Source organism: Micromonospora taraxaci (genome assembly GCF_007830095.1).
Taxonomy (GTDB): domain Bacteria; phylum Actinomycetota; class Actinomycetes; order Mycobacteriales; family Micromonosporaceae; genus Micromonospora; species Micromonospora taraxaci.
Genome location: NZ_VIWZ01000001.1, coordinates 6,039,765 through 6,065,731, shown reverse-complemented (window position 1 = coordinate 6,065,731; position 25,967 = coordinate 6,039,765). Strand labels below are relative to the sequence as shown.

Here is a 25,967-nt window from a genome sequence, read left to right as displayed (position 1 = left end):
TGGGATGGAGGGGTTGGACATGAAGCTGGTGACCGCGGTCATCAAGCCGTACCAACTGGACGCGGTGAAGGAGGCCCTGCACGCCCTCGGGGTGGCCGGGCTGACCGTCAGCGAGGTTCAGGGGTACGGGCGGCAGAAGGGGCACACCGAGGTCTACCGGGGTGCCGAGTACACGGTCGAGTTCCTGCCCAAGATCCGGGTCGAGGTGCTCACCGACGAGATCGACGTCGACAAGGTGGTGGACGCCATCGTGGGGGCGGCCCGCACGGGCAAGATCGGTGACGGCAAGGTCTGGGTCACCGGTGTCGAGGAGGTCGTCCGGGTGCGTACCGGCGAGCGCGGCCTAGACGCGCTCTGACGACGACATGACCTCGTTGATCAGGAAGAACGCGTCAGGGCACGCCGCCGACGGTGACGCGAACCTCTTGGTCAACGAGGTCGTCGGCATTACCGGGGGGATCGGAGAGGCTGCCCGGCTCTCCCGGGCGGCGGCGTACGACGTGTTCCTGCGCGGCCTGCTTCCGGCGCGGGACGGGGTGGCGCTGCTTGCCGTCGGTGGGTTGGGTCGGCGGCAGTGTGCCCCGTACGGCGACCTCGACCTCGTTCTGCTGCACGCCGGGGTGCCCGGCATCGACGAGGTGGCCGCCTCGGTCTGGTACCCGATCTGGGACGCGGGCCTGCGGCTCGACCATTCGGTGCGTACCGTCGCCGAGGCGCTGTCCGTGGCCCAGGACGACGTCAAGGTCGCCCTCGGGCTGCTCGACGCGCGCCTGGTGGTGGGCGACCGGGCGTTGGCCGACTCGCTGATCCGCACCGCCGCCGACCACTGGCGGCGCACCGCCGTCCGGCACCTTCCCGGCCTGCGGGAGGTGACCGAGGCCCGCTGGCAGGCCCACGGCGAGTTGGCCTTCCTGTTGGAGGGTGACCTCAAGGAGGCCGCCGGCGGTCTGCGCGACGTGGGGCTGCTGCGGGCGATCTCCGCCGCCGGCATCACCGACGCGTTGCGTCCCGCCGTGCGCGCGGCTCACCTGCGCCTGCTGGACACCCGCGACGCCCTGCACCAGCAGGTCGGCCGCCGGGTCGACCGGCTGGTCGCCCAGGAACGCGACGGAGTGGCACGCCTACTCGGGCTGCGACAACTCCAGCCCGGCGCGTCTGACGCCGCTCGGCAGCCTGGAGTCGTCGTGGAGGACGGTGATGCCCTCCTGCGTCGGGTCGCCGGTGACGCCCGCACGGTCAGCCACGCGTTGGACGACGCGTTCCGGGCCGCCGACCGGTTGCGCTCCGGCCGCTCTCGCAATGGTGGTGGGCGCCCCGTGCGTCGCCCGGTGGCCCGCGACGTGGTGGAGCACGACGGTGAGCTGGTGCTGGCCCGGACGGCGATCGGGGCACGCCCCGACCCGAGCCTCTCCCTGCGGGTGGCCGCCGCGGCGGCCGCGACCCGACTGCCGATCGCCCGAGCCACCTGTGAGTGGCTGGCGGCGTACTGCCCGCCGCTGCCCGCGCCCTGGCCGGCTGATGCCCGGGCCGCCCTGACCACCCTCCTCGGCGCAGGTCCCGGTCTGGTGCCCGCCTGGGAGACCTGCGACAGGTACGGGCTGGTCGACAACTGGCTGCCCGAGTGGACCCGGTTGCGCAGCCTGCCGCAGCACAACCCCGTGCACCGCTACACCCTCGACCGTCACCTCGTGCAGACCGCCTACGAGGCCAGCCGGCACGCCCGCGACGTGGAGCGCCCCGACCTTCTGCTCCTCGGCGCGCTCCTGCACGACATCGGCAAGGGACTCACCGGTGACCACAGCACCGTCGGTGTGCCACTGGCCCAGGCGGTGGCGACCCGAATCGGTCTGCCTCCCGCCGAGGTCGAGCTGATCGGCACGCTGGTCCGGTTGCACCTGCTGCTGCCCGACGTGGCCACCCGCCGGGATCTGGCCGACCCGGTCACCATCGCCTCGGTGGCCGAGGCGGTGGGGGACACCGGCACCCTCGACCTGCTGCACGCGCTGGTCCGTGCCGACGCGGCGGCGACCGGGCCGGCGGCCTGGTCGGACTGGAAGGGTCGACTCGTCGCCGAGCTGGTCGCCCGGGTCCGCACCGCGCTGGACACCGGCGTACTCCCCGAGCCGCCCACCCCGGACCCGGCGCTGCTGGACGGGCCGCTGCCGGTCGTCCACATGACCGGCGACCGGGTGTCGGTCGCCGCGGCCGACCGGAGGGGCCTACTCGCCACGGTGGCGGGCTGCCTGGCCCTGCACCGGTTGGAGGTGATCTCCGCGGACGCCTCGGTGTTCGACGGCCGCGCCCTGGTCGAGTGTCGCGTGCAACCGCGCTACGGCCTCCCGCCGGACCCGGTCCCGCTCCGCGCCGACCTGCGTCGGGCCGTCGCCGGCGACGTGTCGGTGACCCAGCGGCTGCGCGGCCGTGCGCTCGCCGCCCGGGGCGGCGGGGCCGCCCCCCGGGTCGTCTGGCACCGCGAAGCCGCCACCGACGCGGTGCTCCTGGAGGTACGCGCCGCCGACGCCGCCGGTTTGCTCTACCGGGTCGCCGGCGCGCTGGACGAGGCGGGAGCCCTGGTCCGCGCGGCCCGTATCTCCACTCTCGGCGCCGACGTGGTCGACGCGTTCTACCTGGTCGGTGGCTGGCCGGACGACACCACCCGGGCCCGCCTGGAGGCCGCGGTCCTCGCCGCCGTCTGACCCGCGGGCGCTGCCGTCGCCGGTCGCGCAGGCCACGCACCGGGCGGTCCCGGCGGCGACCGGCCGCGCGTCTGACGACGGCACGGCCGCCCGCTGGACGGCGCGGTCGCCCGTGGCAGCCGGCGGCTGATACGTCGGCGGACGTAGCTGCGGTGCCGTCGCTGGACGCACGACGGGTGCCCCTGGCGCGGGCAGAATGACGGCCATGCGACCAGGCGGGCGGTGGGGATGGCCGGATGCGGTGCCGGCCCTGGTGCTGCTCGCGTTCGGGTTGCTCGCCACCGGGCTGGCCGGTGACAACCAGCCGGGGTCCAGGCCGGTGGACGCCGCCTGCCGGGTGCTGATCGCGGTCGCCGCGCTCGCCCTGCTGTTCCGGCGGCGCGCCCCGGTGGCCACCCTCGCGGTGATCACCGTGGCCACCTCGACGTACCTGGTGCTCGGTTACCCGTACGGACCGATCCTGCTCACGTTCCTGCTCGCGGTGTACACCGTGGCGGTGCGACTGCCGGTGCGCCCGGCGGCGCTCGCGGCCGGCGGCGCGTTCGTCCTGTTGGTGGCGCACGTCTTCGTCGCCCGGGGGCCGGCGCCGGGTTGGGCGGGAGTGCTGCCCGCCTCGGCCTGGGTGGTCGTACCGTTCGCGGTGGGCGTGGTGGTGCGGGTCAACCGTGAGTCGGCCGCGCGTACCCGCGCCGAGGAGGCCCGCACCCGCGCCGAACAGGCTCGGCGGCAGGCCGACGAGGAGCGGCTGCGCATCGCGCAGGAGGTGCACGACGTGGTGGGACACGGCTTGGCCGCGATCAGCATGCAGGCGGAGATCGCCCTGCACCTGCTGCCGAAGCGGCCGGAACAGGCGGAGACCGCGTTGACCGCGATCAGCCGGACCAGCCGGGAGGCACTCGACGAACTCCGGGTCACCCTCGGTGCCGTACGGCAGGGCGCCGAGCGCGGGCCGGTGCCCGGCCTGGCCCGGCTCCCGGCGCTGCGCGACCGGCTCGCCGGTGCCGGGCTCATCGTCGAGACGCGGGTGACCGGCGACCCTCGGGAGTTGCCCGCGGCGGCGGACCTGACCGCGTACCGGGTGGTGCAGGAGGCGCTGACCAACGTGCTGCGGCACGCGGGGGTGACCAGCGCCGAGGTGACCGTCGACTACCGCGCCGACGAGGTGACAGTCGAGGTCACCGATCGGGGGACGGGCACCGGGACCGCAGTGTTGGACGGTGGGGACGGGCACGGTCTGGCCGGGATGCGGGAGCGGGTCGAGGCGCTGGGCGGGCGGTTGGACACCGGGCCGCGCTCCGGCGGCGGATTCCGGGTGTACGCCCGGCTGCCCGTGGAGCCGACCACGTGATCCGGGTGCTGGTCGCCGACGACCAGGACATGGTCCGGCTCGGCCTGCGCGCGCTGGTGGAGAGCGAGGACGACCTGGCGCTCGCCGGTGAGGCCGCCGACGGGCTGCGGGCTGTCGAGCTGGCCCGGCGGGAACGGCCGGACGTGGTGCTGATGGACATCCGGATGCCCGGCATCGACGGCATCGAGGCGACCCGGCGGATCGTCGCCGATCCCGACCTGACCGGCACGCGGGTGGTCGTGCTCACCACCTTCGAGCTGGACGAGTACGTCTTCGACGCGTTGCGGCACGGCGCGAGCGGGTTCCTCACCAAGGACACCCGGCCGGTCGACCTGCTGCGCGCGATCCGGCTGGTCGCCGAGGGGGAGGCGCTGCTGTCGCCGTCGGTGACCCGCCGGGTGGTGCGGGAGTTCGCCACGCGGCCGTCCCGGGTGCTTCGCCCGCACCCTCGGCTGGACGCGCTCACCGACCGGGAGCGCCAGGTCGTCGGCCTCGTCGGTGAGGGCCTGAACAACGAGGAGATCGCCGCCCGGTTGGTGGTCAGCCCGGCGACCGCGCGGACCCACGTCAGCCGGGCGATGGGCAAGCTGGGAGCCCGGGACCGGGCCCAGCTCGTCGTCTTCGCGTACCAATCGGGGTTGGTCTCGGGGTGAGGCCCGGGCCGCCAGCGGCCTTGCGGGTGGCCGGTTACCCTAGCGGTGGCCGGACTCCGCAGTGCCGGCCGGGTTGTGCCCGCCGGAACACTGACAAACGGGATGTTCGCGTGTTTGACACCTTGAGTGACCGCCTGTCCGGGATCTTCACCAAGCTCCGCGGCAAGGGGCGGCTCACCGACGCCGACATCGACGCCACCGCGCGCGAGATCCGCCTCGCGCTGCTGGAGGCGGACGTCGCGCTGCCGGTGGTCAAGGGCTTCATCGCGGCCGTGAAGGAGCGGGCCCGCAGCGCGGAGGTCTCCCAGGCGCTGAACCCGGCCCAGCAGATCATCAAGATCGTCAACGAAGAGCTGATCAACGTGCTCGGCGGCGAGGGCCGGCGGCTCCAGTTCGCCAAGCAGCCGCCGACCGTGATCATGCTGGCCGGTCTCCAGGGTTCCGGTAAGACCACCCTGGCCGGCAAGCTGGCCCGCTGGCTCAAGGGCCAGGGGCACCAGCCGCTGCTGGTCGCCGCCGACCTCCAGCGCCCCAACGCCGTCGGGCAGCTGCAGGTGCTCGGTGGCCGGGCTGGTGTCGAGGTGTACGCCCCGGAGCCCGGCAACGGCACCGGTGACCCGGTGCAGGTGGCGCGCGCGTCGATCGAACACGCGAAGCGCGCCGCCCGCGACATCGTCATCGTCGACACCGCCGGCCGCCTTGGCATCGACGCCGAGATGATGCAGCAGGCCGCCGACATCCGCGACGCCGTCTCGCCGGACGAGGTCATCTTCGTCATCGACGCGATGGTCGGTCAGGACGCCGTCCGCACCGCCGAGGCGTTCCGTGACGGCGTGGGCATCACCGGTGTGGTCCTCTCCAAGCTCGACGGCGACGCCCGTGGTGGTGCCGCGCTGTCGGTGCGTGAGGTCACCGGGCAGCCGATCCTGTTCGCCTCCACCGGTGAGAAGTTGGAGGACTTCGACGTCTTCCACCCCGACCGGATGGCCAGCCGCATCCTCGGCATGGGCGACGTCCTCACTCTGATCGAGCAGGCCGAACAGGCCTTCGACTCGGATCAGAAGGAGAAGATGACCGCCAAGCTCATGGGCGGCGAGCAGTTCACGCTGGACGACTTCCTCGACCAGCTCATCGCTGTGCGACGGATGGGCCCGATCGCCAACGTGCTGGCCATGATGCCCGGCATGGGGCAGATGAAGGACCAGCTCTCCGAGCTGGACGACAGCCACTTCGACCGGGTCACCGCGATCATCCGGTCGATGACCCCGGGCGAGCGGACCAACCCGAAGATCATCAACGGCTCCCGCCGGGCGCGCATCGCCAACGGTTCCGGGGTCACCGTGATGGACGTCAACCAACTGCTCAACCGCTTCGCCGACGCGCAGAAGATGATGAAGCAGATGGGCGGCATGATGGGCCTGCCCGGCGGTGGCCGGCGCAAGGCGACCAAGTCTCCGAAGAACAAGCGCAAGGGCACCAAGGGCGGCGGTCGGCCGCGCACGGGCGCCGGCGCCGGGATGCCGGGCGGTTTCCCGGGCGGCATGCCGCAGCTCCCGCCGGGGATGGACCCGAACGACCTCGCCGCAGGGCAGGGCCTCCCGCCCGGCTTCAAGCTTCCGAAGATCGACTTCAACAAGCTCGGCAAGGGCGGCGACAAGGGCCCGCGCTGACGCGTGTCGGTGACGGCGGGCGACTGATCCGGTGCTTAGGGTGATCTCTCCTCTGGAAGGAGATGTCATGACCGCGGCCCCGATCCTGCCCGAACGGCACGAGTGGACGGTCGACGACCTCGGCGAGCTGCCAAAGGAACTTCCGTACGAACTGATCAACGGAAGGTTGATCGAGTCGTCGCCGACTGCCGTGCACCAAGAGTTCTGTGTCGAGCTGCTACTGGCCGTCGAAGTCAACTGCCCGCCGGAATACCTGGTCAGCATCGACCTGTCGATGCGGGTCGACCGGCGCAACGAGCCACGCCCGGACGTTGTGGTCATCCGCCGCAAGCACGCCGGCCGCTCGCCTGTCCCGGTCGAGGACGCCCTGCTCGCCGTGGAGGTCGTCTCACCGACCTCCACCTTCCGCGACATGTACGACAAGGCGAAGGTCTACGCGCACGCCGGAATCCGGTCCTACTGGGTGGTGGATCCGCTCCAGGATCGCGTCACGCTCACCGAGTACGCGCTTGGCGCGAACCGCGAGTACGAACAGGTCGCGCACACCGAGGACCTGTTCGTCACCGAGCGGCCGTGGAAGGTCTCCGTGGACCTGCCCGCCCTGACCGCTCGGAAGAACGACCTGCTCGCTCCCGACGAGGAGTGATCGGGTAGGACTGTGCGCATGGCCCTTCATGTGCGCGGTGTGCTGCTCCCCGACGACGAGGTCCGGGATCTCTGGCTGGTCGGCGACCGGGTGACCTACACCCCGGTGCCCGACGCGGAGACGGTTGTCGACGGCGGCTTCGTGCTGCCGGGGCTGGTCGACGCGCACTGTCACATCGGCATCGCCCGAGGCGGCGCCCCGATCACCTCACTCGACCAAGCCCGCGAACTGGCGCACCTCGACCGGGACGCCGGGGTGCTGGCGATCCGCGACGCCGGCTCGCCGTACCCGTACCCCGAGCTTGACGACGAGCCGGACCTGCCGCGACTGGCCCGCGCCGGCCGGCACGTCGCCCCGCCGAAGCGCTACCTGCGGGACATCGGCGTGGAGGTAGACGCGACCGACGTCGCCGCGACGGTGGCCGCGCAGGCGAAGGCCGGCAACGGTTGGGTCAAGCTGGTCGGCGACTGGATCGACCGTGGTGTGGGTGACCTGGCCCCGGCCTGGGACGCGGACACCCTCACCGCCGCCGTGCGGGCGGCCCACGACGCCGGGGTACGCGCCGCGGTGCACACCTTCTCCGAATCCGCCGTCGAGATCATGGTGCGGGCCGGGGTGGACTCGGTGGAGCACGGCACCGGGCTGAGCCTCGACCTGATCGACGAGATGGCCCGGCAGGGCACCGCGCTCGTCCCCACAATGATCAATATCGCCACCTTCGGAGGCATCGCCGAGCAGGCGCGGGGCAAGTTCCCCGGGTACGCCGAGCACATGCTTGCGCTGCGTGACGGTTTTCCCGAGGTGGTGCGCGCCGCACACGAGGCGGGCGTGCCGATCTACGTGGGCACCGACGCCGGCGGCGGCATCGACCACGGGCTGGCCGCCGAGGAGATGCTGCTCCTGCACGAGCGGGCGGGGATGGCCCCGATCGACGTGCTCGCCGCCGCCTCCTGGGGCGCCCGGGAGTGGCTCGGCTTCCCCGGCCTGGTGGAGGGCGGCCTCGCCGACCTGACCGTCTACCCCGAGGACCCCCGCCTCGACCTGCGCGTCGTCCGCGCCCCGTCCCGCACGATCCTCCGCGGCCGCGTCGTCCGCTGACCCGCGCGCCCCGCGTACCCCGCGCGCCCTGCGCGCCCTCCCCAAGATCCGCGCAACTTCGGTGAAGTTGCTGCCTCCGTGCGCGATGAGCCAGTACTTTCCCCGATGTTGCGCGGATCTTGAAGGGGAAGGGTGTGTGCCCGCGCCGAGGGCCGTTTCGGCCCCAAGATCGCGCAACATCCTGGTTGTAGTGGTGTCGGTGCGTCGGTGAGGCCCCTACTTCCTTGTTCGAGCGTGACCATGGCGGCGTTGTGTGCCCCAGGTCGCGTTCCCGGTTTCCGGGGCGGTGTTCGTCGTCAAGATCCGCGCAACATCGGGGATGTTGGGGTATCCCGCGCGTGGGAGGCAGCAACATCGCCGATGTTGTGACGATCTTGGGCGCGGGCGCGGGCGCGGGCGCGGGCGCGGGGGCGCGGGGCCGGGGCGGATCAGTGGGGTGGGCGGACGGCGGCGCTGAAGAGATGTACGGCCAGATCGGCGAGAGCTGCGGCGGTCTGGTCGATCGGGGCGCGCGGGAGCACGATGTGGCTCACCACCAGCCGGACGGTCGTGTCGGCGGCGAAGGCCAGCGTGGCCTGGTCCGCTCCGGGCAGGTGGTCGCCGGCCCAGTCGATCAGCGCGCCGGACGCCTCGGTGAGCACCACCTCGGCCCGCGTGGTGAGGTACGGAAGTAGCTCGTCCGAGCCGCCCCGGGCGCTGCTCAGGATGGCCTTGACCAGAGGGTTCTCCGCCGCGGTGGTGAGCGTGTGCGCGATCGCCGCGTACGCGCCGGCCCGGACGTCGGCGCCGTTCGCGAGCAGGGCGGCACGGACGTCGCCGACGAAGGTGTCCACTTCTCGCCGGGCCAGCGCCTCGGCCAGCCCGGCCTTGCTGCCGAATTCGTTGTAGACGGTCTGCCGGCTCACCCCGGCGGCACCCGCGACGGCACCCATCCGGACGCCGTCCCAACCGGTCGCCACGGTCAGTGCGCGGGCGGCGTCGACGATGCTGTCCCGCACCGGGGTGGTGCCGCTCCGTTCAATCATGGTGGTCGAAGTGTAGGCGGTTCAGCGCACGTCGATCTGGTACTGCGCCTCGACCCAGAACCGCCCACCGTCGCTGCCACCGAAGCTCAGCTCGTGCTGACCGGGGGCGGGTGGCGGCACCAGTGCCCACAGACCCCAGCAGGAGACCGGCCTGGGCCACGGCCAGACGGTGACGACGTTGTTGAAGAAGCCGCTGACCGGAAACGACTGGGCCGAACCGGCTTCGCGCAGGGCGACGGCCACTCCGTCGAGCTGCGCGTGACCGGTCGCGCTGTCCATGGCCTCCGCCGGTTCGTCCGTGCGGCCGACCTGCCACCAGCAGAAGGCCGGGAAGAACAGCGGTCGTCCGGCGGGAACCACGCAACTGCGTTGCGCAGAGCCACCGAACGTACCCGCGAGGAACCACACGTCGGCGGGTTGGTGGTGCCCGGCGTGCCGGCCGGACCCGTCGCCGATCGGATTGGCGGGTTGCCGGTGCCGGGCCACCCAGCGCACCCATCGGGTCGCGAGGTGTGCCAGCTCGACGGGGTCGGGCGCCGGGTTGAAGGCCGCGCCGGGGCGCGGATCGAGGGGGGTCATGACGGCAGATGCTAACGATGCCGCGCCCGACCGCACTGCCCCGATGAGCGGCGCATAGGATGTGCGGTCATGGCACGCGTGCTCACTCCCCGTGCGGAGGATTTTCCCCGCTGGTACCAGGACCTGATCGCCAAGGCAAAGCTGGCCGACAACGGCCCGGTCCGCGGCACCATGGTCATCCGACCGGCCGGCTACGCCATCTGGGAGCGTATGCAGGCCGAGATGGACGCCCGGATCAAGGCGGCGGGTGCGGAGAACGCGTACTTCCCGCTCTTCATCCCGGAGAGCTACCTCAAGCGTGAGGCCGAGCACGTCGAGGGCTTCTCGCCGGAGCTCGCGGTGGTCACCCACGGTGGCGGCAAGCAGCTCGCCGAGCCGGTGGTGGTGCGCCCCACCAGCGAGACGGTCATCGGCGAGTTCATGGCCAAGTGGATCGACTCGTACCGGGACCTGCCGCTGCTGCTCAACCAGTGGGCGAACGTGGTCCGGTGGGAGCTTCGTCCGCGCATCTTCCTGCGTACCAGCGAGTTCCTCTGGCAGGAGGGGCACACCGCGCACGCCACCCGCGAGGACGCCCGGGCGTACGCGCGGCGGATCCTGCACGAGGCGTACGAGGACCTGATGGTCAACGTGATCGGCATTCCGGTGGTGGTGGGCCTGAAGACGGCCCGTGAGCGGTTCGCCGGCGCGACGGCCACGTACACCTGCGAAGGCATGATGGGCGACGGCAAGGCGCTCCAGCTGGGCACCAGCCACGAGTTGGGTCAGAACTTCGCCAAGGCGTTCGACATCAGCTACTCCTCGAAGGAGGGCGGCCGGGAGCACGCCTGGACCACCTCCTGGGGCACGTCCACCCGGATGCTCGGTGGCCTGATCATGGCGCACGGCGACGACAACGGTCTGCGCGTGCCGCCGAAGCTGGCCCCGATCCAGGCGTACATCATGATCGTCAAGGATGGTGAGGGCGTCGCGGAGGCGGCGGCCAAGCTGCACGACGGCCTGCGCGACGCCGGTGTCCGGGTCGCGCTCGACGACCGGACCGACACCGCGTTCGGCCGCCGGGCCGTCGACGCCGAGCTGCGTGGCTATCCGGTACGCGTCGAGGTCGGCCCTCGCGACCTGGCCGTGGGCAACGCGACGGTGGTGCGCCGCACCGACGGGTCGAAGTCCCCGACGCCGGTGGCCGACGTTGTCGCCGCGGTGCTGGCGGCGCTGGAGACCGACCAGCAGGTGCTGCACGACCAGGCGCTGGCCAACCGCGAGTCGCGCACGGTGGAGGTCGCGACCCTGGCCGAGGCGATCGAGGCCGCCGCGACGGGCTGGGCCCGGGTGCCGTGGTCGGCGGTCGGTGTGGCCGGCGAGGCCGAGGCGAACGGTCAGGGCGTCACGGTTCGCTGCCTGGTGCGCGCCGACGGCTCGGTGCCGGACTCCGAGGACGAGCCCGACCTGGTCGCCATCCTCGCCCGCGCCTACTGAGGTGCCCTCGAGCGGGCCGGTGGACCACTTCGCGCCGGGTCGGTTGATCATGCACCGGAACGTGCGGCACGGTCGGATCGGATGGGTCCGGCCGGGCCGCGTGGTCAGCGACGACGAGCGGGGTCTGCTGGTGTGGATCGCCCGGGACTCGCCGGTGGCCCACGAGGTGACCGAGGCGGGCCGGGGCATGCGGGCGATGCCCTTCGCCCAGTGGATCTCTTCGTCGTACCGGTTGGCGCACGGGCGCTGGAACGGCCCGCCGCTGCTGAAGTTCCTGCCGACCGGCGCGGCGCACTCCGTCTGGTGGTTCCGCGACGCCCAGGGTCGGTTCGCCCACTGGTACGTCAACCTGGAGGAGCACGGTGTCCGCTGGGACGACGGCCCGGTGGCCGGCGTCGACGTGGTGGACCAGGACCTCGACGTGGTGGTGCGCCCGGACCTGAGCTGGGAGTGGAAGGACGAGGACGAGTTCGTCGAGCGGCTCGCCTTCGGGGACGACTACTGGGTGACGGACGAGAAGGCGGTCCGGGCCGAGGGGGAGCGGGTGATTGCCCTCGCCGAGGCCGGTGAGTTCCCGTTTGACGGCACCTGGTGCGACTTCACACCTCCGCCAGACTGGGACGTACCGGACGAACTTCCGCCAGGATGGGACCGTCCGCCGGTGCGGTGAGGGTGTCTCCGGTCACCGGTGACGCGGCGTCCGGGCCCGATGCGGGACATCGGCATCGGATCTGGCAGAATGGGTCGCTGGTATCCGGCGCGCGTCCGGCGCCCTCTAACCCGGGCGCGTCGCTAGTCCACCGAGTAGTCTCCGGCCCAACCCCACGGGTCCGGTCGGCGCTCACCCATGCACACCGCCCACACGGGCCGGTGAAATCGCAACAGGAGCGTAACAACTGTGGCCGTAAAGATCCGGCTCCTGCGGATGGGCAAGATCCGCCACCCGCAGTACCGCATCGTCGTCGCCGACTCGCGCACCAAGCGTGACGGTCGGGCGATCGAGTTCGTCGGGGTCTACCAGCCGAAGGAAGACCCTTCGATCATCGAGGTCAAGTCGGAGCGGGTCCAGTACTGGCTGTCCGTCGGCGCTCAGCCGAGCGAGGCGGTGCAGCGGCTGCTGGAGCTGACCGGTGACTGGCAGAAGTACAAGGGCCTGCCGGCCCCGCCGCCGCTGAAGGTCGCCGCCGAGCGGGCCGACCGTAAGGCCGCGTACGAGGCTGAGGCGAAGGCCGCCGCCGGGCTCGCCCCGGAGACCCCGGCCAAGCCGGCCAAGAAGGCCGCCAAGGCTGCCGAGGCTCCGAAGGCCGACGCTCCGGCTGCCGAGGCTCCGAAGACCGAGGCTCCGGCCGAGGCCCCGGCTGCCGACGCCGGTGAGCAGGCCTGACATGCCTCTGCGTCCGGCGTTGGAGCACCTGGTCAAGGGCATCGTCGACCACCCGGACGACGTCCGGGTGCGGATGGTCGATTCCCGTCGGGGCAAGCGGCTCGAAGTCCGCGTGCACCCCGAGGACCTCGGCACGGTGATCGGGCGGTCCGGCCGGACCGCCAAGGCGCTGCGTCAGGTGATCGGCTCCATCGGCGGGCGCGGCGTGCGCGTCGACATCGTCGACTCGTACTGATGCAGCTCGTCGTCGGCAGGATCGGCAAGCCGCACGGTGTCCGCGGTGAGGTCACCGTGGAAGTGCGGACCGACGAACCCGAGGCACGGTTCGCCCCAGGCACAGTGCTGCGCACTGAGCCTGGGGCGACACCCCCTCCAACCGTCGATGAGCCCGGGGTGCCGTTCCAGGTGCCTGCGGAGCTGACCATCGAGGAAGCTCGCTTCCATCAGGGTCGGGTGCTGATCGCGTTCGACGGCATCCTGGACCGCAACACCGCCGAGGCGCTGCGCGGCACCCTGCTCGTGGTGGACAGCGCCGACGTGGCCCCGCCGGACGATCCGGAGGAGTTCCACGACCACCAGTTGGTGGGTCTGGCCGTGGTCACCCCGGCCGGCGAGCGTCTGGGCGAGGTCGCCCGGATCGACCACGCCCCCTCCTCGGACCTGCTGGTCCTGCGGCGCCCCGAGGGGCGTACCGCGTTGATTCCGTTCGTCCGGGCGATCGTCCCCGAGGTCGACCTGGCCGGTGGACGTGTGATCGTCGACCCGCCGGCCGGCCTGCTCGACCTTTAGGACCACCCCGCATGCGCGTCGACGTCGTGTCGATCTTCCCGGAGTACTTCGCCCCGCTGGACCTGTCGTTGATCGGGCGGGCGCGGGCCAACGGCGTACTCCAACTCGCCGTGCACGACCTGCGGACCTGGACCCACGACGTGCACCGCACCGTCGACGACACCCCCTACGGCGGCGGGCCGGGGATGGTGATGCGCCCGGAGCCGTGGGGTGCGGCGTTGGACGCGCTCGCGCCGGCCGAGGCTCCGCCGCCCCGGTTGCTGGTGCCGTCGCCGGCCGGTGTCCCGTTCACCCAGGCCATGGCGTACGAGTTGGCCGCCGAGTCGCACCTGCTCTTCGCCTGCGGCCGGTACGAGGGCATCGACCAACGCGTCCTGGAGCACGCCGCCACCCGGATGCCGGTGACCGAGGTCTCGCTCGGTGACTACGTGCTCTTCGGCGGCGAGGTCGCGGTGCTGGTAATGGTGGAGGCGGTCACCCGGTTGCTGCCGGGGGTGTTGGGCAACGCGGGTTCGCTCGACGAGGAGTCGCACGCGCACGGGTTGCTGGAGGCGCCGATCTACACCAAGCCCCCGAGCTGGCGCGGGCACGACGTGCCGGAGGTGCTCCGCTCCGGAGACCACGGCAAGATCGCCCGTTGGCGACGCGAGGAGGGCTTGCTGCGGACCGCCGCCCGACGTCCCGACCTGCTGGCCGCACTACCCGCCGATCGGCTCGACAAACGGGACATCGCGGCCCTGGACCAGGCCGGATTTCAGAAGCCGCCGGGGGATGTGGCAAAGTAGGGAGGTTGCCGTATCCGTCCGCGCCCGCGGGCGGCTGCGAGGATCCCCGACCGGGGTCGGCCCGCCGACCACCACCCGGGGATCAGAATCACCCACCCGCGCACCGAGTGACGGTGCGCCGTGAGCCTTACGAGGACGCAGCGATGAACATCCTGGACGCCCTTGACGCCCAGTCGAAGCGGACCGACCTTCCCGACTTCCGGGCCGGTGACACCGTCAAGGTGCACGCCCGCGTCGTCGAGGGCAACCGGTCCCGTGTCCAGATCTTCCAGGGCGTCGTGATCCGCCGCCAGGGTGACGGTCTGCGCGAGACCTTCTCGGTCCGCAAGGTCAGCTTCGGTGTCGGTGTCGAGCGGACCTACCCGCTCAACGGCCCGGGCATCGACCGGATCGAGGTCGTGACCCGTGGCGCCGTGCGCCGCGCCAAGCTCTACTACCTGCGCGAGCTGCGCGGCAAGAAGGCCAAGATCAAGGAGAAGCGGGAGAAGCAGCCCAGCTGACTTCCCGCTCGCCACGCCGCCTGAGCTGCGCGTATGCCGTACCGACCAGACCGCACTACCCTGGTCGTACGGGCGCAGCGAAGCGGCGGGTCCGCCCACGCGGCGGACAGCCGTTCACTACCGCCCGTGGAGCCTCGTCGAGGCTCCCGGGCGGTAGTGCTTCTGTGGACCGGGGAGTGGCGTGGTGCAGACGCTTGACGAGGACGGCACCGTCGATCCGTGGCGCCGGCGGGCTCGCCGTACCCGCCGACAGATGCCCCTCTGGCAGGAGCTTCCGCTGCTGCTGGTGGTCGCGTTCTGCCTCGCCGTGCTGATCCGCACCTTCCTGCTCCAGGCGTTCTTCATCCCGTCCGGCTCGATGGAGGACACCCTCCTCGTCGGGGACCGGGTGCTGGTCAACAAGGTCGTCTACGACGTCCGCGACCCGGTACGCGGTGAGGTGGTCGTCTTCCGGGGCACCGACCGCTGGGCGCCGCAGGTCGACGAGCAGCCGAAGCCGGGCGTCGCCGGTCGGCTCGCCCGCACCGTCGGCGACCTGGTCGGGGTGAGCCGCCCCGGTGAGAAGGACTTCATCAAACGGGTGATCGGCGTTCCCGGCGACCGGGTCGCCTGCTGCGACAGCCAGGGGCGGGTGACGGTCAACGGCACGCCCCTCAACGAGCCGTACGTGCTGCGGGACTCCCCGCTGGACCTTCCGCCCAACCCGTCGGAGTGCCGCTCCCGGCGCTTCGACGAGGTGGTCGTACCGCCGGGTCAGCTCTTCGTGATGGGTGACCACCGCGAGGTCTCCCAGGACGCCCGTTGCCAGGGCCCGGTGCCGATCGACAACGTCGTCGGTCGGGCCTTCATGGTGGTCTGGCCCTCGTCACGGTGGAATTCGTTGTCGGTGCCGTCGACGTTCGACGACGTGTCCGGGCCGGCCACGGCCTCCCCCGGAGCACCACCGGTGCGACCGACCCCGCAGGGTGACGTGGTGCTGATGGTCCCGGCGTTGGTAGCCGCGCTGCGTGGTTCCCGCGCGTTCCGGACGGTGACGTCCAGTCCGGCAACGTAGGCTCCTTGGCGTGATTGACGAGCAGACCGACAAGCCGCGCAGCTCCTTCTGGAAGGAGCTGCCGATCCTGCTGGGTGTGGCGATCCTGGTCGCGGTTCTGGTCCGCGCCTTCGTGCTGCAGACCTTCTTCATCCCCTCTCCGTCCATGGAGAACACACTCAAGATCGATGACCGGGTGTTGGTCAACAAGCTGGTCTACGACTTCCGGTCGCCGCACCGCGGTGAGGTGATCGTGTTCAAAGCCCCCACCACGTGGAGCGGCAACCCCGACGGTGAGGACTTCATCAAGCGGGTGATCGGTGTCCCCGGTGACCACGTGGTCTGCTGCGACCCGCAGGAACGGCTGATGATCAACGGCAAGTCGCTGGACGAGCCGTACATCTTCTCCCTGGACGGGGTGCGCGACAAGCCCGCCGACCAGGAGTTCGACATCACCGTGCCGGAGGGTCGGCTGTGGGTGATGGGTGACCACCGCTCGGCCTCCGGTGACTCGCTGGAGCACTGGCAGCAGTCCGGGCAGAACATCACCGAGGCCACGATCCCCGAGGACGACGTGGTCGGGCGGGCGTTCACCGTCTTCTGGCCGGTCAACCGGGCCACCTGGCTCACCGTGCCCGACTCGTTCGACGGCATTCCCAAGCCGTAGACCACCGGGGCGTGGGCGATCCGCCGTCGGTCTGGCAGGCTGGTGCGGTGAACGTGAGCGCGAGGAGTGAGCTTGCGAGCCCCGCAGTCGCGAACAGCAGCAGCCGTGTCTACACCCCTCGACGCGCGGCCCGCGTGCTGCTCGTCGACGCGGCCGGTCGGGTCCTGCTGTTCGAGGGCTTCGACCCGGCCCGACCAGGGCATCGATACTGGTTCACCCCCGGTGGTGGGCTCGATCCGGCGGAGACCCCGGCAGCCGGCGCGGCACGGGAGTTGGCCGAGGAGACCGGGCTGCGGCTCGACCCGACCGCGCTGGGTGAGGCGGTCTTCTCCGACACGACCGAGTTCACCTTCGACGGCAACTGGTACCGCCAGGAGCAGGACTTCTTCCTCCTTCGGGTGCAGTCCTGGCAGGTCGACACCACCGGCTTCAACGACATCGAGCAGCGCAGCATCGCCGACCACCGTTGGTGGCTCCCGGACGAGTTGGTGGCCAGCGGTGAGCGGTTCTACCCGCCCGAGTTGCCCGCCCTGCTGACCAGCCTGAGCCAGTCGACGGCCGCAGGTCGGGACGAGGCTCCGTGCTGACCCCGCCGCGTACCGTCGTGCGCCGCGAGGCCGGCCTCTACGCCCTGGAACGAGCACTGCAGCGGCGCGGGTTCCGGCACGTCGCCGGCGCCGACGAGGCGGGCCGGGGAGCGTGTGCCGGTCCGCTGGTCGCGGCCGCTGCGGTGTTGCCCGAGGGGCGGCGCGGCGAGATCGAAGGGCTGGCCGACTCGAAGCTGCTCACCTCGGCCAGCCGGGAACGGGTGTACGCGGAGGTCGTGGACCGTGCCCTCGCGTACGCCGTGGTGGTCATCCCTGCCGACGAGGTCGACGCCCGGGGGCTGCACGTGTGCAACCTGGCGGCGATGCGCCGGGCGCTCGCCTCGCTCACCACCCGCCCGGAGTACGTGCTGACCGACGGCTTCGGCGTGGACGGCCTGGGCGTGCCCGGCCTGGCGGTGTGGAAGGGCGACCGCGTGGCCGCGTGCGTGGCGGCGGCCAGCGTGCTCGCCAAGGTCACCCGGGATCGGATCATGGTGGAGCTGGACGGGGTGTTCCCGGCGTACGGCTTCGCCGAGCACAAGGGCTACATCACCCCGGAGCACTCGGCGGCGCTGCGGGAGCACGGGCCGTGCCGGGAGCACCGGTTCTCGTATGTCAATGTCGCCGCGGTCTCCGGCCGCGACGGTCGGCCGCCGCGCGCCCGACGGCCCGGCGGCCACGCCTCGGAAGAGCCGATGGAGCGCTCCTGGGCGTCAGGGGGTACCGTCGGCGTGGCGTTGGGCGAGCAGCCTCGGCCTCCGGCGCCGGTGGGGGAAGATGTGGCCATGGAAGGCGGAGTGCGATGAGCGCGGAAGATCTCGAGAAGTACGAGACCGAGATGGAGCTGCAGCTCTACCGGGAGTACCGCGACATCGTCCGCCAATTCTCGTACGTGGTGGAGACGGAACGCCGGTTCTACCTGGCCAACCAGGTCGACCTGCACGTGCGCAACTCCGACGGCGAGGTCTACTTCGAGGTCGAGATGCACGACGCCTGGGTGTGGGACATGTACCGTCCCGCCCGCTTCGTGAAGAACGTCCGGGTGATGACCTTCAAGGACGTCAACGTCGAGGAGCTGGAGAAGCCCGACATCTCGCTGCCCGCCGACTCCGGCTTCGGCGGCTGACCGCACCCGGCCACGCCACGGGCCCCCCACCCGTGGCGTAGCACCTGCCGCCGATCACTCGGCCGGCACCACGACCTCGACCCGCTGCACCAGGTTGTTGGCGAAACCGCCACGGTTCCACGGCTGCTCGACCGGCTGGGTCCGCCCGGACGCGTCGGTCGCCCGGGCACCCAGCACGTAGCGGCCCGGGGCGGCGGTCCACTCGTACCGCCAGCGCCGCCAGGCGAAGTCCCCAGAATCCGCCGGATCCAGCTCGGCCGACGCCCAGCTCTCCCCACCGTCGGTCGTCACCTCCACGCCCACCACCGGGGCGTGCCCGGACCAGGCCCGACCGTCGACGGTGCACGGGCCGGGGCGCAGCACACGGCGGCGGGACATGAAGTCCGGGAAGCCGGGCGGGCGGACCAGCGCACGCGGCTCGATCCGGGTGACCGGCACGCCCGGGTCGTCGGCGTCCTGGCGTACCCGGTAGGCCACCGCGTTCTGGTACCCCTCGAACGGTTCGGTCCGCACCTCGATCGAGCGCAGCCACTTCACGTGCGCCATGCCGTACCAGCCCGGCACGATCAGCCGTAGCGGCGCGCCGTGCTGCGGCAGCAGGGGAGCGCCGTTCATCTCGTACGCCAGCAGCACCTCCTCGCGCAGCGCGTCGGCGACCGGCAGCGCCCGCTGGTAGTCCTGCTCGACCCCGCGCTCGACGCCGTGATCGGCGCCGGTGAAGACGATGTCCACCGCGTCCGGCCCGAGCCCCGCCTCCCGCAGCAGTGGAGCGAGGGGAGTGCCGGTCCACTCGGCGTTGCCGACCGCCTCGACCAGCCACGGCTGGCTGACCGGCCGGGGATGCAACAGGGCCCGGCCGTTGCCGGCGCACTCCAGTGTCACCTGCCGGGTGACCCGTGGCCGCAGGCGCAGGTCGGCGAGGCTGACCGTCAGCGGCCGGTCCACCGCGCCACCGATGGTCAGCGCGTGCGTCGCCGGGTCGACCTCCGGGATGTCGTAATGGATCAGCAGGTAGTGCAGCCCGGCAGGGGTGACGTCGTAGCGCAACGCCTCCAACGGGATTCCGTGGTTACGGGCGGCGAGCTGCAACTCCTCGGCGCTGATCGCCTCGTGCGGCTCCGCGAGCCGGGACGGGTCGCTCACGTCCGCCACCGTCGGGCCGGCGGGGGACGTGGTCCGGTCGTCGAGAGTGGTCATGCGGGCCTCCCCGGTCCAGACGGCGGCACCCGCCGTACGCGGCCCAGCTTAGGGCCTGTTTCATAAGGGCGGTCGAGCCGAGGCCGGTCGTCGTCCGGGCCCGCCGCAGGCCGGCCAGTTCTTATGAAACAGGCACTTAAGCCTTCCCTCGCGGCCCGAGAACGGCACCGGAGGTACGGCGCGGTGTGGGGCCGCCGGTCTCGTATCCGTTCGGCCGCGCGATCATCGTGGATTGTGATGCTCACTGATGAGGACTTCTGGCGGCTCGTCGCGATGCTCGGCGGTCGGCCCGAGCTCCAGGACGACCGGCCGTACGAGCGGTTGACCGCCGTACTGTCGGAAGAGCCGGTGGAACGGATCGTCGGCTTCGCCGAGACGCTCGCGTTCAAGCTCTACCACCTGGACCGTCGGGCGCTCGCTCAGGCTGTCCCGCCGGGCGCGGACCACCTGTCCGACGACGGCTTCCTGTACGCGCGCTGCGCGGTGGTGGTGGCGGGTCCGACGGCGTTCGATGCCGTGCTGGCCGATCCGGCGGCGTTCGCGCGTTTCACCACCGTCGAGGCCGCCCACGCGGATTCGATCCTCGACGTTCCCTCCAACGCCTACCAGAAGGCGACCGGCAGGGAGTGGGAGCACGTCGAGGAGTACGACTACGAGACCGGATCCAATGAACAGTGGTGGTGACCTGGACCGTTAGGCGTCGCGCATAGCAGATCATCGAGGGCGTCGGGTGGTCGTCCACAGCGCCGCCGGTTGTCCACAGGTTCGCCGGCCGGGCTGGCGTACCACCCGACCGTGGCCGGAGGCTGCCGTCATGCGACAGCCATCGGTCCGTTCGATCCGCCGCACCGTGCTGCTCTGCGCCGCCGTTCCACTTGCGCTGACCGTGCAGCTCTGCGGTCTGGCGGTGCTTGTCGCGGCGGTGCCCGGCCAGCCACCGACGCCGACCGTGTCGATCGCGTTCCAGGCGTCCGCTCCTGCGTCCGTTCCCGCCGAGCGCTTCCGCTGGCCGCTCGACGGGCCACCGCGACTGGTGCGCCGCTTCGACCCGCCACCCCAGCCGTGGCTGTCCGGCCACCGGGGCGTCGACCTGGCCGCCCCGGCTGGAGCTGTGGTCCGCAGTGCCGGGCCGGGCACCATCCTCTTCGCCGGTCTGGTGGCCGGCCGACCGGTGGTCACAGTGGGGCACGCCGGTGCGCTGCGAACCACCCACGAGCCCGTGCAACCCGGGGTACGCCCCGGTCAGGCGGTCGCCGCAGGCGCGCCACTGGGCGAACTGCTGCCCGGCCATCCGGGTTGCCCGGCGGACGCGTGCCTGCACTGGGGCCTGCGCCGGGGCGAGGAGTACCTGGACCCGCTCGCCCTGCTCGGCCTCGGCCCGGTGCGCCTGCTCCCGGTCAGCGGGCCCTCCGCCGGTGCCGGCCTCCTGTCGATGCGTTCGGTCAGCGCTGGGCGAGCAGGGCCGGCAACCGTGTGGCCAGCCGCTCGTACTCGTCGGCGGTGTTGTAGACCTGACCGGTGAGCCGCAGCCACCCACGGCCGTTCCAGCTCATCACCGCCACCTCGGCGGCGAGCCGCTCGCCGATCCGCGCCTGCAACGCCCGTGCGGCGTCGATCGTGGTGCCCGTGCCGGCCGGCAGCGGGATGAGGCGCAGAGACACCCCCGGTCCGCCGGGGTCGGGCAGGTCGGCGGGGGGCACCCCCAGAGCGTCCCCCACCACCCGCTGGCCGTACGCGGCGAGCGCCGCGTTGTGCGCCCGCACCCGGTCCACACCGAGACTGCGCATCGTGAACAGCCCTGCCGGGGCGGCCAACCAGGGCGTGTAGTCGAGGGTCGCCTGCCACTCGAGCCGGGCCGGGAAGCCCGACTCCTGCTCCCAGGAGACCACCAGCGGCTCGATCCGGTCCCGCCACTGCGGTGCCACCGCCAGCAGGGCGGTCCCGCGTGGGGCGTACGCCCACTTGTGCAGGTTGCCCACCCAGAAGTCGGCACCGATGCTGGCCACCGTGGTGGGCAGCATCCCCGGGGCGTGTGCGGCGTCCACCAGCACCGGCACGCCGTGTTCCCGGGCCACCCCGACGATCGCGGCGGTCGGGAAGAGCTTGGCGGTGGCCGAGGTGAGCTGGTCGACGACGAGCAGTCGGGTCCGGCCGGGGCGCAGACCGTCGCGGACGATCTGCACGAGCTGCTCGTCGGTGGCCGACAGCGGAATCGGCAGGACCCGGCTGACCGCCCCGGTACGGCGGCACTCGCGCTGGATGGCCAGGCTCACCGCCCCGTACCCGTGGTCGGTGCTGAGGATCTCGTCGCCGGGTTGCAGGCCCATCGACTGGAGCACGACGGCGACGCCGGTCGTGGTGTTGCCCACCAGGGCACTGCCGTCCGGGTCGGCACCCAGGAAACCGGCGAGGTGCCGACGGGTGTGCGCGATCCGGTCGACCAGCCCCTGGGTGAAGAAGCGCAGCGGGTTGGCCTCCATCTCGTCGCGCAGCCGCTGCTGGGCTCGCTGCACGCCGACCGGGACCGCGCCGAACGAGCCGTGGTTGAGGTGACTGACCGCCGGGTCCAGGGAGAAGAGCAGGCGGGCACCCGGGATCGACTCAGGGGGCTGCGGGACGCTCACCCGATGATCGTAACCGCCGGGGATGCTCGCCCTCCGGCCCTTGATCAGGCGCGGGGGTGGGCCTGACGGTAGGCGGCCCGCAGCCGCTCCACCGAGACGTGCGTGTAGATCTGCGTGCTGGCCAGCGACGAGTGGCCCAGCAACTCCTGCACGGCGCGTAGGTCCGCACCACCCTCCAGCAGGTGGGTGGCAGCCGAGTGTCGGAGGCCGTGCGGGCTCGTCCGGGGCAGGCCGGCGGCCTCGGCGTACGCACCGACGATCTGACGCGCTGTCGTCGGGTTGAGCCGACCACCCCGGGCACCCAGCAGCAGCGCGTCCCCGGAGTGGGTGCCCACCATCGCCGGTCGGCCCCGGTGCAACCAGTCGTCCAACGCCCGCTGAGCGGGCACCCCGTACGGCACCGAGCGCTCCCGTCCGCCCTTGCCCAACACCCGGATCACCCGTCGGCCGTGGTCGACGTCCCCGACGTCCAACCCGCAGGCCTCACTGACCCGTACGCCGGTGGCGTAGAGCAGCTCCAGCAGCACCCGGTCGCGCAGTGGCACCGCGGCTTCGCCCGATGTCGCCCCGGCCGCCCTGCCTGTGGTTGCGGGGTTCGTGGGTGCTCCGTGCGTGTTCGGTAGGTCCGCGGCTGGCGGGTTGTCGGTGGGCGTTACCCGCCGGGTCGGGCCGTCGACCAGAGCGGCAGCCTGGTCGGCGCGGAGCACACTGGGCAACTCCCGATGCGCACGAGGGCTGGCCAGCGCCGCACCGACGTCGGCAGAGAGCAACCCGGCCCGGTGCGCCCAGGCGCAGAACGCCCGCGCCGACGCGGCCCGCCGCGCCAACGACGTGCGCGCCGCGCCGGTGGTGCGTAGCCGCGCCAGCCAACTACGCAGCACCGACAGGTCCAGCTCGGCCAGGTCGACGCAGCCCATCCGTACGGCATGGTCGAACAGCGAGACCAGATCGGTGACGTACGCGCGGACGGTGTGCGTCGACCGGTTCCGCACCCGGGACAGGTGCTCGGCGAAGTCGTCGACCGCTTCGCGCAGGGCTGGCGGCAGTGCCTGGTGCATGGCCCGGGTGCTCCGGTCACTGCGGCTCATCGCGGACGCGCGGATCCGCCGGCCGGCCTGTCGACCCCGACACCCTCACTGGCTGCTGGCACACCCGTCAGCCTACGGCCGCTGGGTGCGCCCCACCGGTGACGTGATGCTCGGCTAACGGCGATTGTTCCTCTTGGCCAGGAATACGACCAGGCCAACAGCGAACACAGCGGTCGTGACGAGACAGCACAGGATGGTGACGTGCCATGGCTTGATTGCACCCATGACCGCGCACCGTACCGGTAACACCGAGTGTCGGGATGCCTCGTCACTCACCGTGCCGTGACGGTCGCGCTGCCGCGTTTGGGCGTGACAGGTGCCGCGAGCGCGTAGCCGCCGTCGCGACGTACCACCATGGACAGCTCCTCCAACAGGGACAGCTTGCGCATCGCGGTGCGGACGTCGAGGCCGGCCCGGGTCGCGAGGGCGTCCACACCGCGAGCGCCCCGCCGGGGCAGCGCCTCCAGCAGTGAACGCGCGTCGTCGTCGAGTGTGTCGGCGGGCCGCTGCGGACCCCGCGCCGGCGGCGCCAGGTCCGCGCCGATCCGGCCCACCTCCTCGAGTACGTGGGCGACGCCGGTGACCAGGCGGGTCTTGGGGTTGTCGCGGAGGAACTCGTGCGCGCCGACGGACATCGCCGAGGTCACCGGCCCGGGCACCACCATCGCCACCCGATTGGTGTAGACGGCTCGTCGCGCGGTCTGGGTCGCGCCACTGCGCGCCGACGCCTCCACCAGGACCGTGCCCACGGTGCCTGCGGCGATCACCCGGTTGCGGATCAGGAACCGGGGCCGCAGCGGCTCGGCGCCGGGCGGCCACTCGCTGACCAGTAGCCCCGTGTCAGCGATCCGGTCGAAGAGCGCGGCGTTGCCCATCGGATACGGCCGGTCCAGTCCACAGGCGAGCACGGCGACGGTCAAACCGCCCGCGTTCAGGGCACCCCGGTGAGCGGCAGCATCGATGCCGAACGCGCCACCCGACACGACTGTCCAGTCCCGTTCGGCCAGCCCGTATCCCAGCTCAGTGGCGACGTGCTGCCCGTAACCGGTGGCCGCTCGCGCTCCGACCACCGCCACCGAACGATCCAGGGCTTCGCCCAGCGGCCAACCTCCGCGTACCCAGAAACAGAGCGGTGGCGCGGTCTCACCGTCCACCCGGCGGGTGACGTCCGGCAGGCGCAGCGTGGCCAGATCGGCAACCTGCGCCGGCCACTCCTCGTCGTCCGGCGTGACCAGTCGGGCACCGAGCCGGTCCGCGCGCTCCAGCGCCTCGGCCGCCACCGCCCGGGCGTCGCCGCCCGCCAACCGGGCCGCCACCGTGCTGTGCAGCCAGCCGTCCGGACTGCCCCCGTCCAGCAGCAGATCCAGGGTCGCCACCGGGCCGAGCCGTTCCACCAGGCGGTAGACCACACGGGTGCCCGGCTCGGCCAGCCAGGTCAGCGCGACCCGGGCCAACCTGCGCTCTTCGTCGGCGCTCACATCGCTTCTCCCGTCCGGAGTTGGATCGCTTCCCGCACGTCGTCCCGGTCCGGCCGGTCTCGGCCGTCCAGGTCGGTGATGGTCCAGGCCATCCGGATCACCCGGTCGAAGCCGCGTGCCGACAACGAACCGGAGTCGAGCCGGCCGCGCAGCTCGGCGGTGACCCGGGCGGGCAGCCGCCAGGGCGGTCGACGCAGGTGCGGGCCGTCCACCTCGGCGTTGAGCCTTCGGCCGAGGCCGGCCCAGCGGGTCGCTGCCGCCTGCCGTGCCGCCGCCACCCGCGCGGCGACCGTCGCCGACGGCTCGACATCGCCGTCGGGTGCCATCAACTCGGCCGCCCGCACGGGCATCAGCCGTACCTGCACGTCGATCCGGTCGAGCAGCGGCCCGGAGAGTCGGCCCAGGTAGCGGCGACGGACCAGCGCGCTGCACTCGCAATGTGAGTCGCCGGCCGGTTTCGCGCAGGGACAAGGGTTGGCCGCCAACACCAACTGGGTCCGGGCCGGGTACACGGTGCCGCCCCCGGTGCGGCTCAGCTGGATGCGGCCGTGCTCCAGGGGTTGGCGCAGCGCCTCCAACGCGCCCTTGCTGAACTCGGGAGCCTCGTCCAGGAACAGGACCCCACGGTGAGCCAGCGACACCGCGCCGGGCCGGGCCAGCCCCGAGCCACCACCGACCAGCGAGGGCACCGTCGCGGTGTGGTGCGGCGCCTGGAACGGCGGGCGTCGCAGCAACCGGCCGCCCGGCGGCAGCAGCCCTGCCACCGAGTGCAGTGCCGTCACCTCCAGCGCCGCCTCGTCGTCCAACTCGGGCAGGAGCGACGGCAATCGTTCGGCGAGCATCGTCTTGCCGGCGCCCGGAGGGCCGAGCAGCGCGATGTGGTGCCCGCCGGCGGCCGCCACCTCCAACGCGCGCCGGCCCACCTGCTGCCCGGCGACCTCGGCGAGATCTGGCCCACCGACGACGGGTGTCGGCGTGGCCGCCGGTGGCTCGATCAGCGGGGTGCCGTCGCGGACGAAGGCGACCAGCCGGTGCAGATGGTCCACCGCTCGCACCCGTACCCCAGGGATGACCGCGGCCTCGGCGGCGTTGCCGATCGGGACGATCACCCGCTCGACGCCGGCCTGGGCCGCGGCGGCGACCATCGGGAGCACGCCGCGCACCGGTCGGACCGTGCCGTCGAGCCCCAACTCGCCGAGGACCACCACCCCCTCCAGGGGGAGCAGCGGCAACTCACCCGAGCCACCCAACAGAGCTGCGGCGATGGCCAGGTCGAAGGCCGAGCCGAACTTCGGCAGAGCGGCGGGCAGCAGGTTGAGGGTGATGCGCCGGTTGGGCCAACGCTGACCGGAGTTGACCACGGCGGCGCGGACGCGGTCGCGGGCCTCGTGCAGGGCGGTGTCCGGCAGGCCGGAGATCACCACGGCCGGGAGCCCGGCGGCCAGGTCGGCCTCCACCTCGACCAGGTGGCCGGTCACCCCGACCAGACCCACGCAGAGCACCTTCGCGTAGCTCATG

General features: G+C 72.1%; 28 protein-coding genes. 21 read left to right on the top strand and 7 right to left on the bottom strand.

Translation table 11 applies throughout. The annotated features are described in order from the left end of the window. Positions 1-19: 19 nt before the first annotated feature. From FHU34_RS27420 to FHU34_RS27390, 7 genes are all read left to right on the top strand, one after another. Complete coding sequence (locus FHU34_RS27420; RefSeq protein WP_172862163.1) at positions 20-358, top strand: P-II family nitrogen regulator; 339 nt, start codon at positions 20-22, stop codon at positions 356-358. Between the two features lie 7 nt (positions 359-365). Continuing rightward, positions 366-2,696 carry a [protein-PII] uridylyltransferase gene (locus FHU34_RS27415; protein WP_145785093.1) on the top strand — a complete coding sequence of 777 codons (2,331 nt, stop codon included), beginning with the start codon at positions 366-368 and terminating at the stop codon, positions 2,694-2,696. 205 nt (positions 2,697-2,901) lie between these two features. Then, positions 2,902-4,044: a sensor histidine kinase gene (locus FHU34_RS27410; RefSeq protein WP_244311855.1), complete on the top strand. Its 1,143-nt coding sequence runs from the start codon at positions 2,902-2,904 to the stop codon at positions 4,042-4,044. Further along, positions 4,041-4,697 (top strand): response regulator transcription factor, encoded by a 657-nt coding sequence (locus FHU34_RS27405; protein WP_145785091.1) that lies wholly within the window; start codon positions 4,041-4,043, stop codon positions 4,695-4,697. The genes FHU34_RS27410 and FHU34_RS27405 overlap by 4 nt, the downstream gene beginning before the upstream one ends. A 110-nt stretch (positions 4,698-4,807) precedes the next feature. Further along, on the top strand, positions 4,808-6,367 hold the full coding sequence (ffh, locus tag FHU34_RS27400; RefSeq protein WP_145785090.1) for a signal recognition particle protein: 1,560 nt from the start codon (positions 4,808-4,810) through the stop codon (positions 6,365-6,367). Positions 6,368-6,434: 67 nt separating this feature from the next. Further along, positions 6,435-7,013 (top strand): Uma2 family endonuclease, encoded by a 579-nt coding sequence (locus FHU34_RS27395; protein WP_145785089.1) that lies wholly within the window; start codon positions 6,435-6,437, stop codon positions 7,011-7,013. Between the two features lie 18 nt (positions 7,014-7,031). After that, on the top strand, positions 7,032-8,111 hold the full coding sequence (locus FHU34_RS27390; RefSeq protein ID WP_145785088.1) for an amidohydrolase family protein: 1,080 nt from the start codon (positions 7,032-7,034) through the stop codon (positions 8,109-8,111). Between the two features lie 428 nt (positions 8,112-8,539). Here the strand turns inward: FHU34_RS27390 and FHU34_RS27380 are convergent, their stop codons facing one another. Both FHU34_RS27380 and FHU34_RS27375 read right to left on the bottom strand, forming a co-directional pair. Continuing rightward, positions 8,540-9,136 carry a TetR/AcrR family transcriptional regulator gene (locus tag FHU34_RS27380; protein WP_145785086.1) on the bottom strand — a complete coding sequence of 199 codons (597 nt, stop codon included), beginning with the start codon at positions 9,134-9,136 and terminating at the stop codon, positions 8,540-8,542. Between the two features lie 21 nt (positions 9,137-9,157). Beyond that, positions 9,158-9,715, bottom strand: coding sequence for a signal protein (locus FHU34_RS27375; RefSeq protein ID WP_145785085.1), 558 nt, complete (start codon positions 9,713-9,715; stop codon positions 9,158-9,160). 69 nt (positions 9,716-9,784) lie between these two features. On the opposite strand from FHU34_RS27375, the gene proS reads away from it, so the two are divergent. The 12 genes from proS to FHU34_RS27315 all read left to right on the top strand — a co-directional run bounded on the left by proS (position 9,785) and on the right by FHU34_RS27315 (position 18,062). After that, a complete protein-coding gene (proS, locus tag FHU34_RS27370; protein ID WP_145785084.1) occupies positions 9,785-11,191 on the top strand; it encodes a proline--tRNA ligase in 1,407 nt (468 codons plus the stop codon). A gap of 49 nt (positions 11,192-11,240) precedes the next feature. Continuing rightward, complete coding sequence (locus FHU34_RS27365) at positions 11,241-11,861, top strand: ribonuclease FAU-1 family protein (RefSeq protein ID WP_145785830.1); 621 nt, start codon at positions 11,241-11,243, stop codon at positions 11,859-11,861. A 228-nt stretch (positions 11,862-12,089) separates the two neighbouring features. Next, positions 12,090-12,575 carry a 30S ribosomal protein S16 gene (rpsP, locus tag FHU34_RS27360; RefSeq protein ID WP_145785083.1) on the top strand — a complete coding sequence of 162 codons (486 nt, stop codon included), beginning with the start codon at positions 12,090-12,092 and terminating at the stop codon, positions 12,573-12,575. Next, positions 12,550-12,810 carry an RNA-binding protein gene (locus tag FHU34_RS27355; protein WP_172862164.1) on the top strand — a complete coding sequence of 87 codons (261 nt, stop codon included), beginning with the start codon at positions 12,550-12,552 and terminating at the stop codon, positions 12,808-12,810. Before rpsP ends, FHU34_RS27355 begins: the two co-directional genes overlap by 26 nt. Further along, positions 12,810-13,364: a ribosome maturation factor RimM gene (rimM, locus tag FHU34_RS27350; RefSeq protein ID WP_145785082.1), complete on the top strand. Its 555-nt coding sequence runs from the start codon at positions 12,810-12,812 to the stop codon at positions 13,362-13,364. The genes FHU34_RS27355 and rimM overlap by 1 nt, the downstream gene beginning before the upstream one ends. Positions 13,365-13,375: 11 nt before the next feature. Next, positions 13,376-14,149, top strand: a complete 774-nt coding sequence (gene trmD / locus FHU34_RS27345) for a tRNA (guanosine(37)-N1)-methyltransferase TrmD (protein ID WP_145785081.1) — start codon at positions 13,376-13,378, stop codon at positions 14,147-14,149. 143 nt (positions 14,150-14,292) lie between these two features. Further along, entirely contained in the window at positions 14,293-14,649 is a 357-nt protein-coding gene (gene rplS / locus FHU34_RS27340) for a 50S ribosomal protein L19 (protein ID WP_088991045.1), read from the top strand. 181 nt (positions 14,650-14,830) lie between these two features. After that, positions 14,831-15,703, top strand: a complete 873-nt coding sequence (gene lepB, locus FHU34_RS27335) for a signal peptidase I (protein WP_145785080.1) — start codon at positions 14,831-14,833, stop codon at positions 15,701-15,703. A gap of 10 nt (positions 15,704-15,713) precedes the next feature. Continuing rightward, positions 15,714-16,349: a signal peptidase I gene (gene lepB / locus FHU34_RS27330; RefSeq protein ID WP_145785079.1), complete on the top strand. Its 636-nt coding sequence runs from the start codon at positions 15,714-15,716 to the stop codon at positions 16,347-16,349. A 53-nt stretch (positions 16,350-16,402) separates the two neighbouring features. Further along, positions 16,403-16,936, top strand: a complete 534-nt coding sequence (locus tag FHU34_RS27325) for an NUDIX hydrolase (RefSeq protein WP_145785829.1) — start codon at positions 16,403-16,405, stop codon at positions 16,934-16,936. Continuing rightward, the gene (locus tag FHU34_RS27320; RefSeq protein WP_145785078.1) at positions 16,930-17,742 is read left to right on the top strand and encodes a ribonuclease HII; all 813 of its coding nucleotides are present in this window, start codon (positions 16,930-16,932) and stop codon (positions 17,740-17,742) included. Before FHU34_RS27325 ends, FHU34_RS27320 begins: the two co-directional genes overlap by 7 nt. Continuing rightward, entirely contained in the window at positions 17,739-18,062 is a 324-nt protein-coding gene (locus FHU34_RS27315) for a DUF2469 domain-containing protein (RefSeq protein WP_007075222.1), read from the top strand. The genes FHU34_RS27320 and FHU34_RS27315 overlap by 4 nt, the downstream gene beginning before the upstream one ends. A 54-nt stretch (positions 18,063-18,116) precedes the next feature. Here FHU34_RS27315 and FHU34_RS27310 read toward each other — a convergent pair whose 3' ends face one another. After that, positions 18,117-19,259, bottom strand: coding sequence for a sulfite oxidase (locus tag FHU34_RS27310; RefSeq protein WP_145785077.1), 1,143 nt, complete (start codon positions 19,257-19,259; stop codon positions 18,117-18,119). A gap of 237 nt (positions 19,260-19,496) precedes the next feature. Here FHU34_RS27310 and FHU34_RS27305 point away from each other — a divergent pair, with 237 nt between their 5' ends. Both FHU34_RS27305 and FHU34_RS27300 read left to right on the top strand, forming a co-directional pair. After that, on the top strand, positions 19,497-19,943 hold the full coding sequence (locus FHU34_RS27305) for a DUF4240 domain-containing protein (protein WP_167524913.1): 447 nt from the start codon (positions 19,497-19,499) through the stop codon (positions 19,941-19,943). A gap of 130 nt (positions 19,944-20,073) precedes the next feature. Further along, the gene (locus tag FHU34_RS27300) at positions 20,074-20,781 is read left to right on the top strand and encodes a murein hydrolase activator EnvC family protein (protein WP_145785075.1); all 708 of its coding nucleotides are present in this window, start codon (positions 20,074-20,076) and stop codon (positions 20,779-20,781) included. On the opposite strand, the gene FHU34_RS27295 is transcribed toward FHU34_RS27300, so the two are convergent. The 4 genes from FHU34_RS27295 to FHU34_RS27280 form a co-directional block, all read right to left on the bottom strand. Then, the gene (locus FHU34_RS27295) at positions 20,702-21,883 is read right to left on the bottom strand and encodes an aminotransferase class V-fold PLP-dependent enzyme (protein WP_145785074.1); all 1,182 of its coding nucleotides are present in this window, start codon (positions 21,881-21,883) and stop codon (positions 20,702-20,704) included. The two genes, FHU34_RS27300 and FHU34_RS27295, sit on opposite strands and share 80 nt — an antisense overlap. A gap of 44 nt (positions 21,884-21,927) precedes the next feature. Then, positions 21,928-22,971: a tyrosine recombinase XerC gene (locus FHU34_RS27290; protein WP_145785073.1), complete on the bottom strand. Its 1,044-nt coding sequence runs from the start codon at positions 22,969-22,971 to the stop codon at positions 21,928-21,930. A gap of 272 nt (positions 22,972-23,243) precedes the next feature. Continuing rightward, positions 23,244-24,536 carry a DNA-processing protein DprA gene (locus FHU34_RS27285; RefSeq protein WP_425280588.1) on the bottom strand — a complete coding sequence of 431 codons (1,293 nt, stop codon included), beginning with the start codon at positions 24,534-24,536 and terminating at the stop codon, positions 23,244-23,246. Continuing rightward, positions 24,446-25,966 carry a YifB family Mg chelatase-like AAA ATPase gene (locus tag FHU34_RS27280; protein ID WP_145785071.1) on the bottom strand — a complete coding sequence of 507 codons (1,521 nt, stop codon included), beginning with the start codon at positions 25,964-25,966 and terminating at the stop codon, positions 24,446-24,448. Before FHU34_RS27280 ends, FHU34_RS27285 begins: the two co-directional genes overlap by 91 nt. Position 25,967 lies beyond the last annotated feature (1 nt).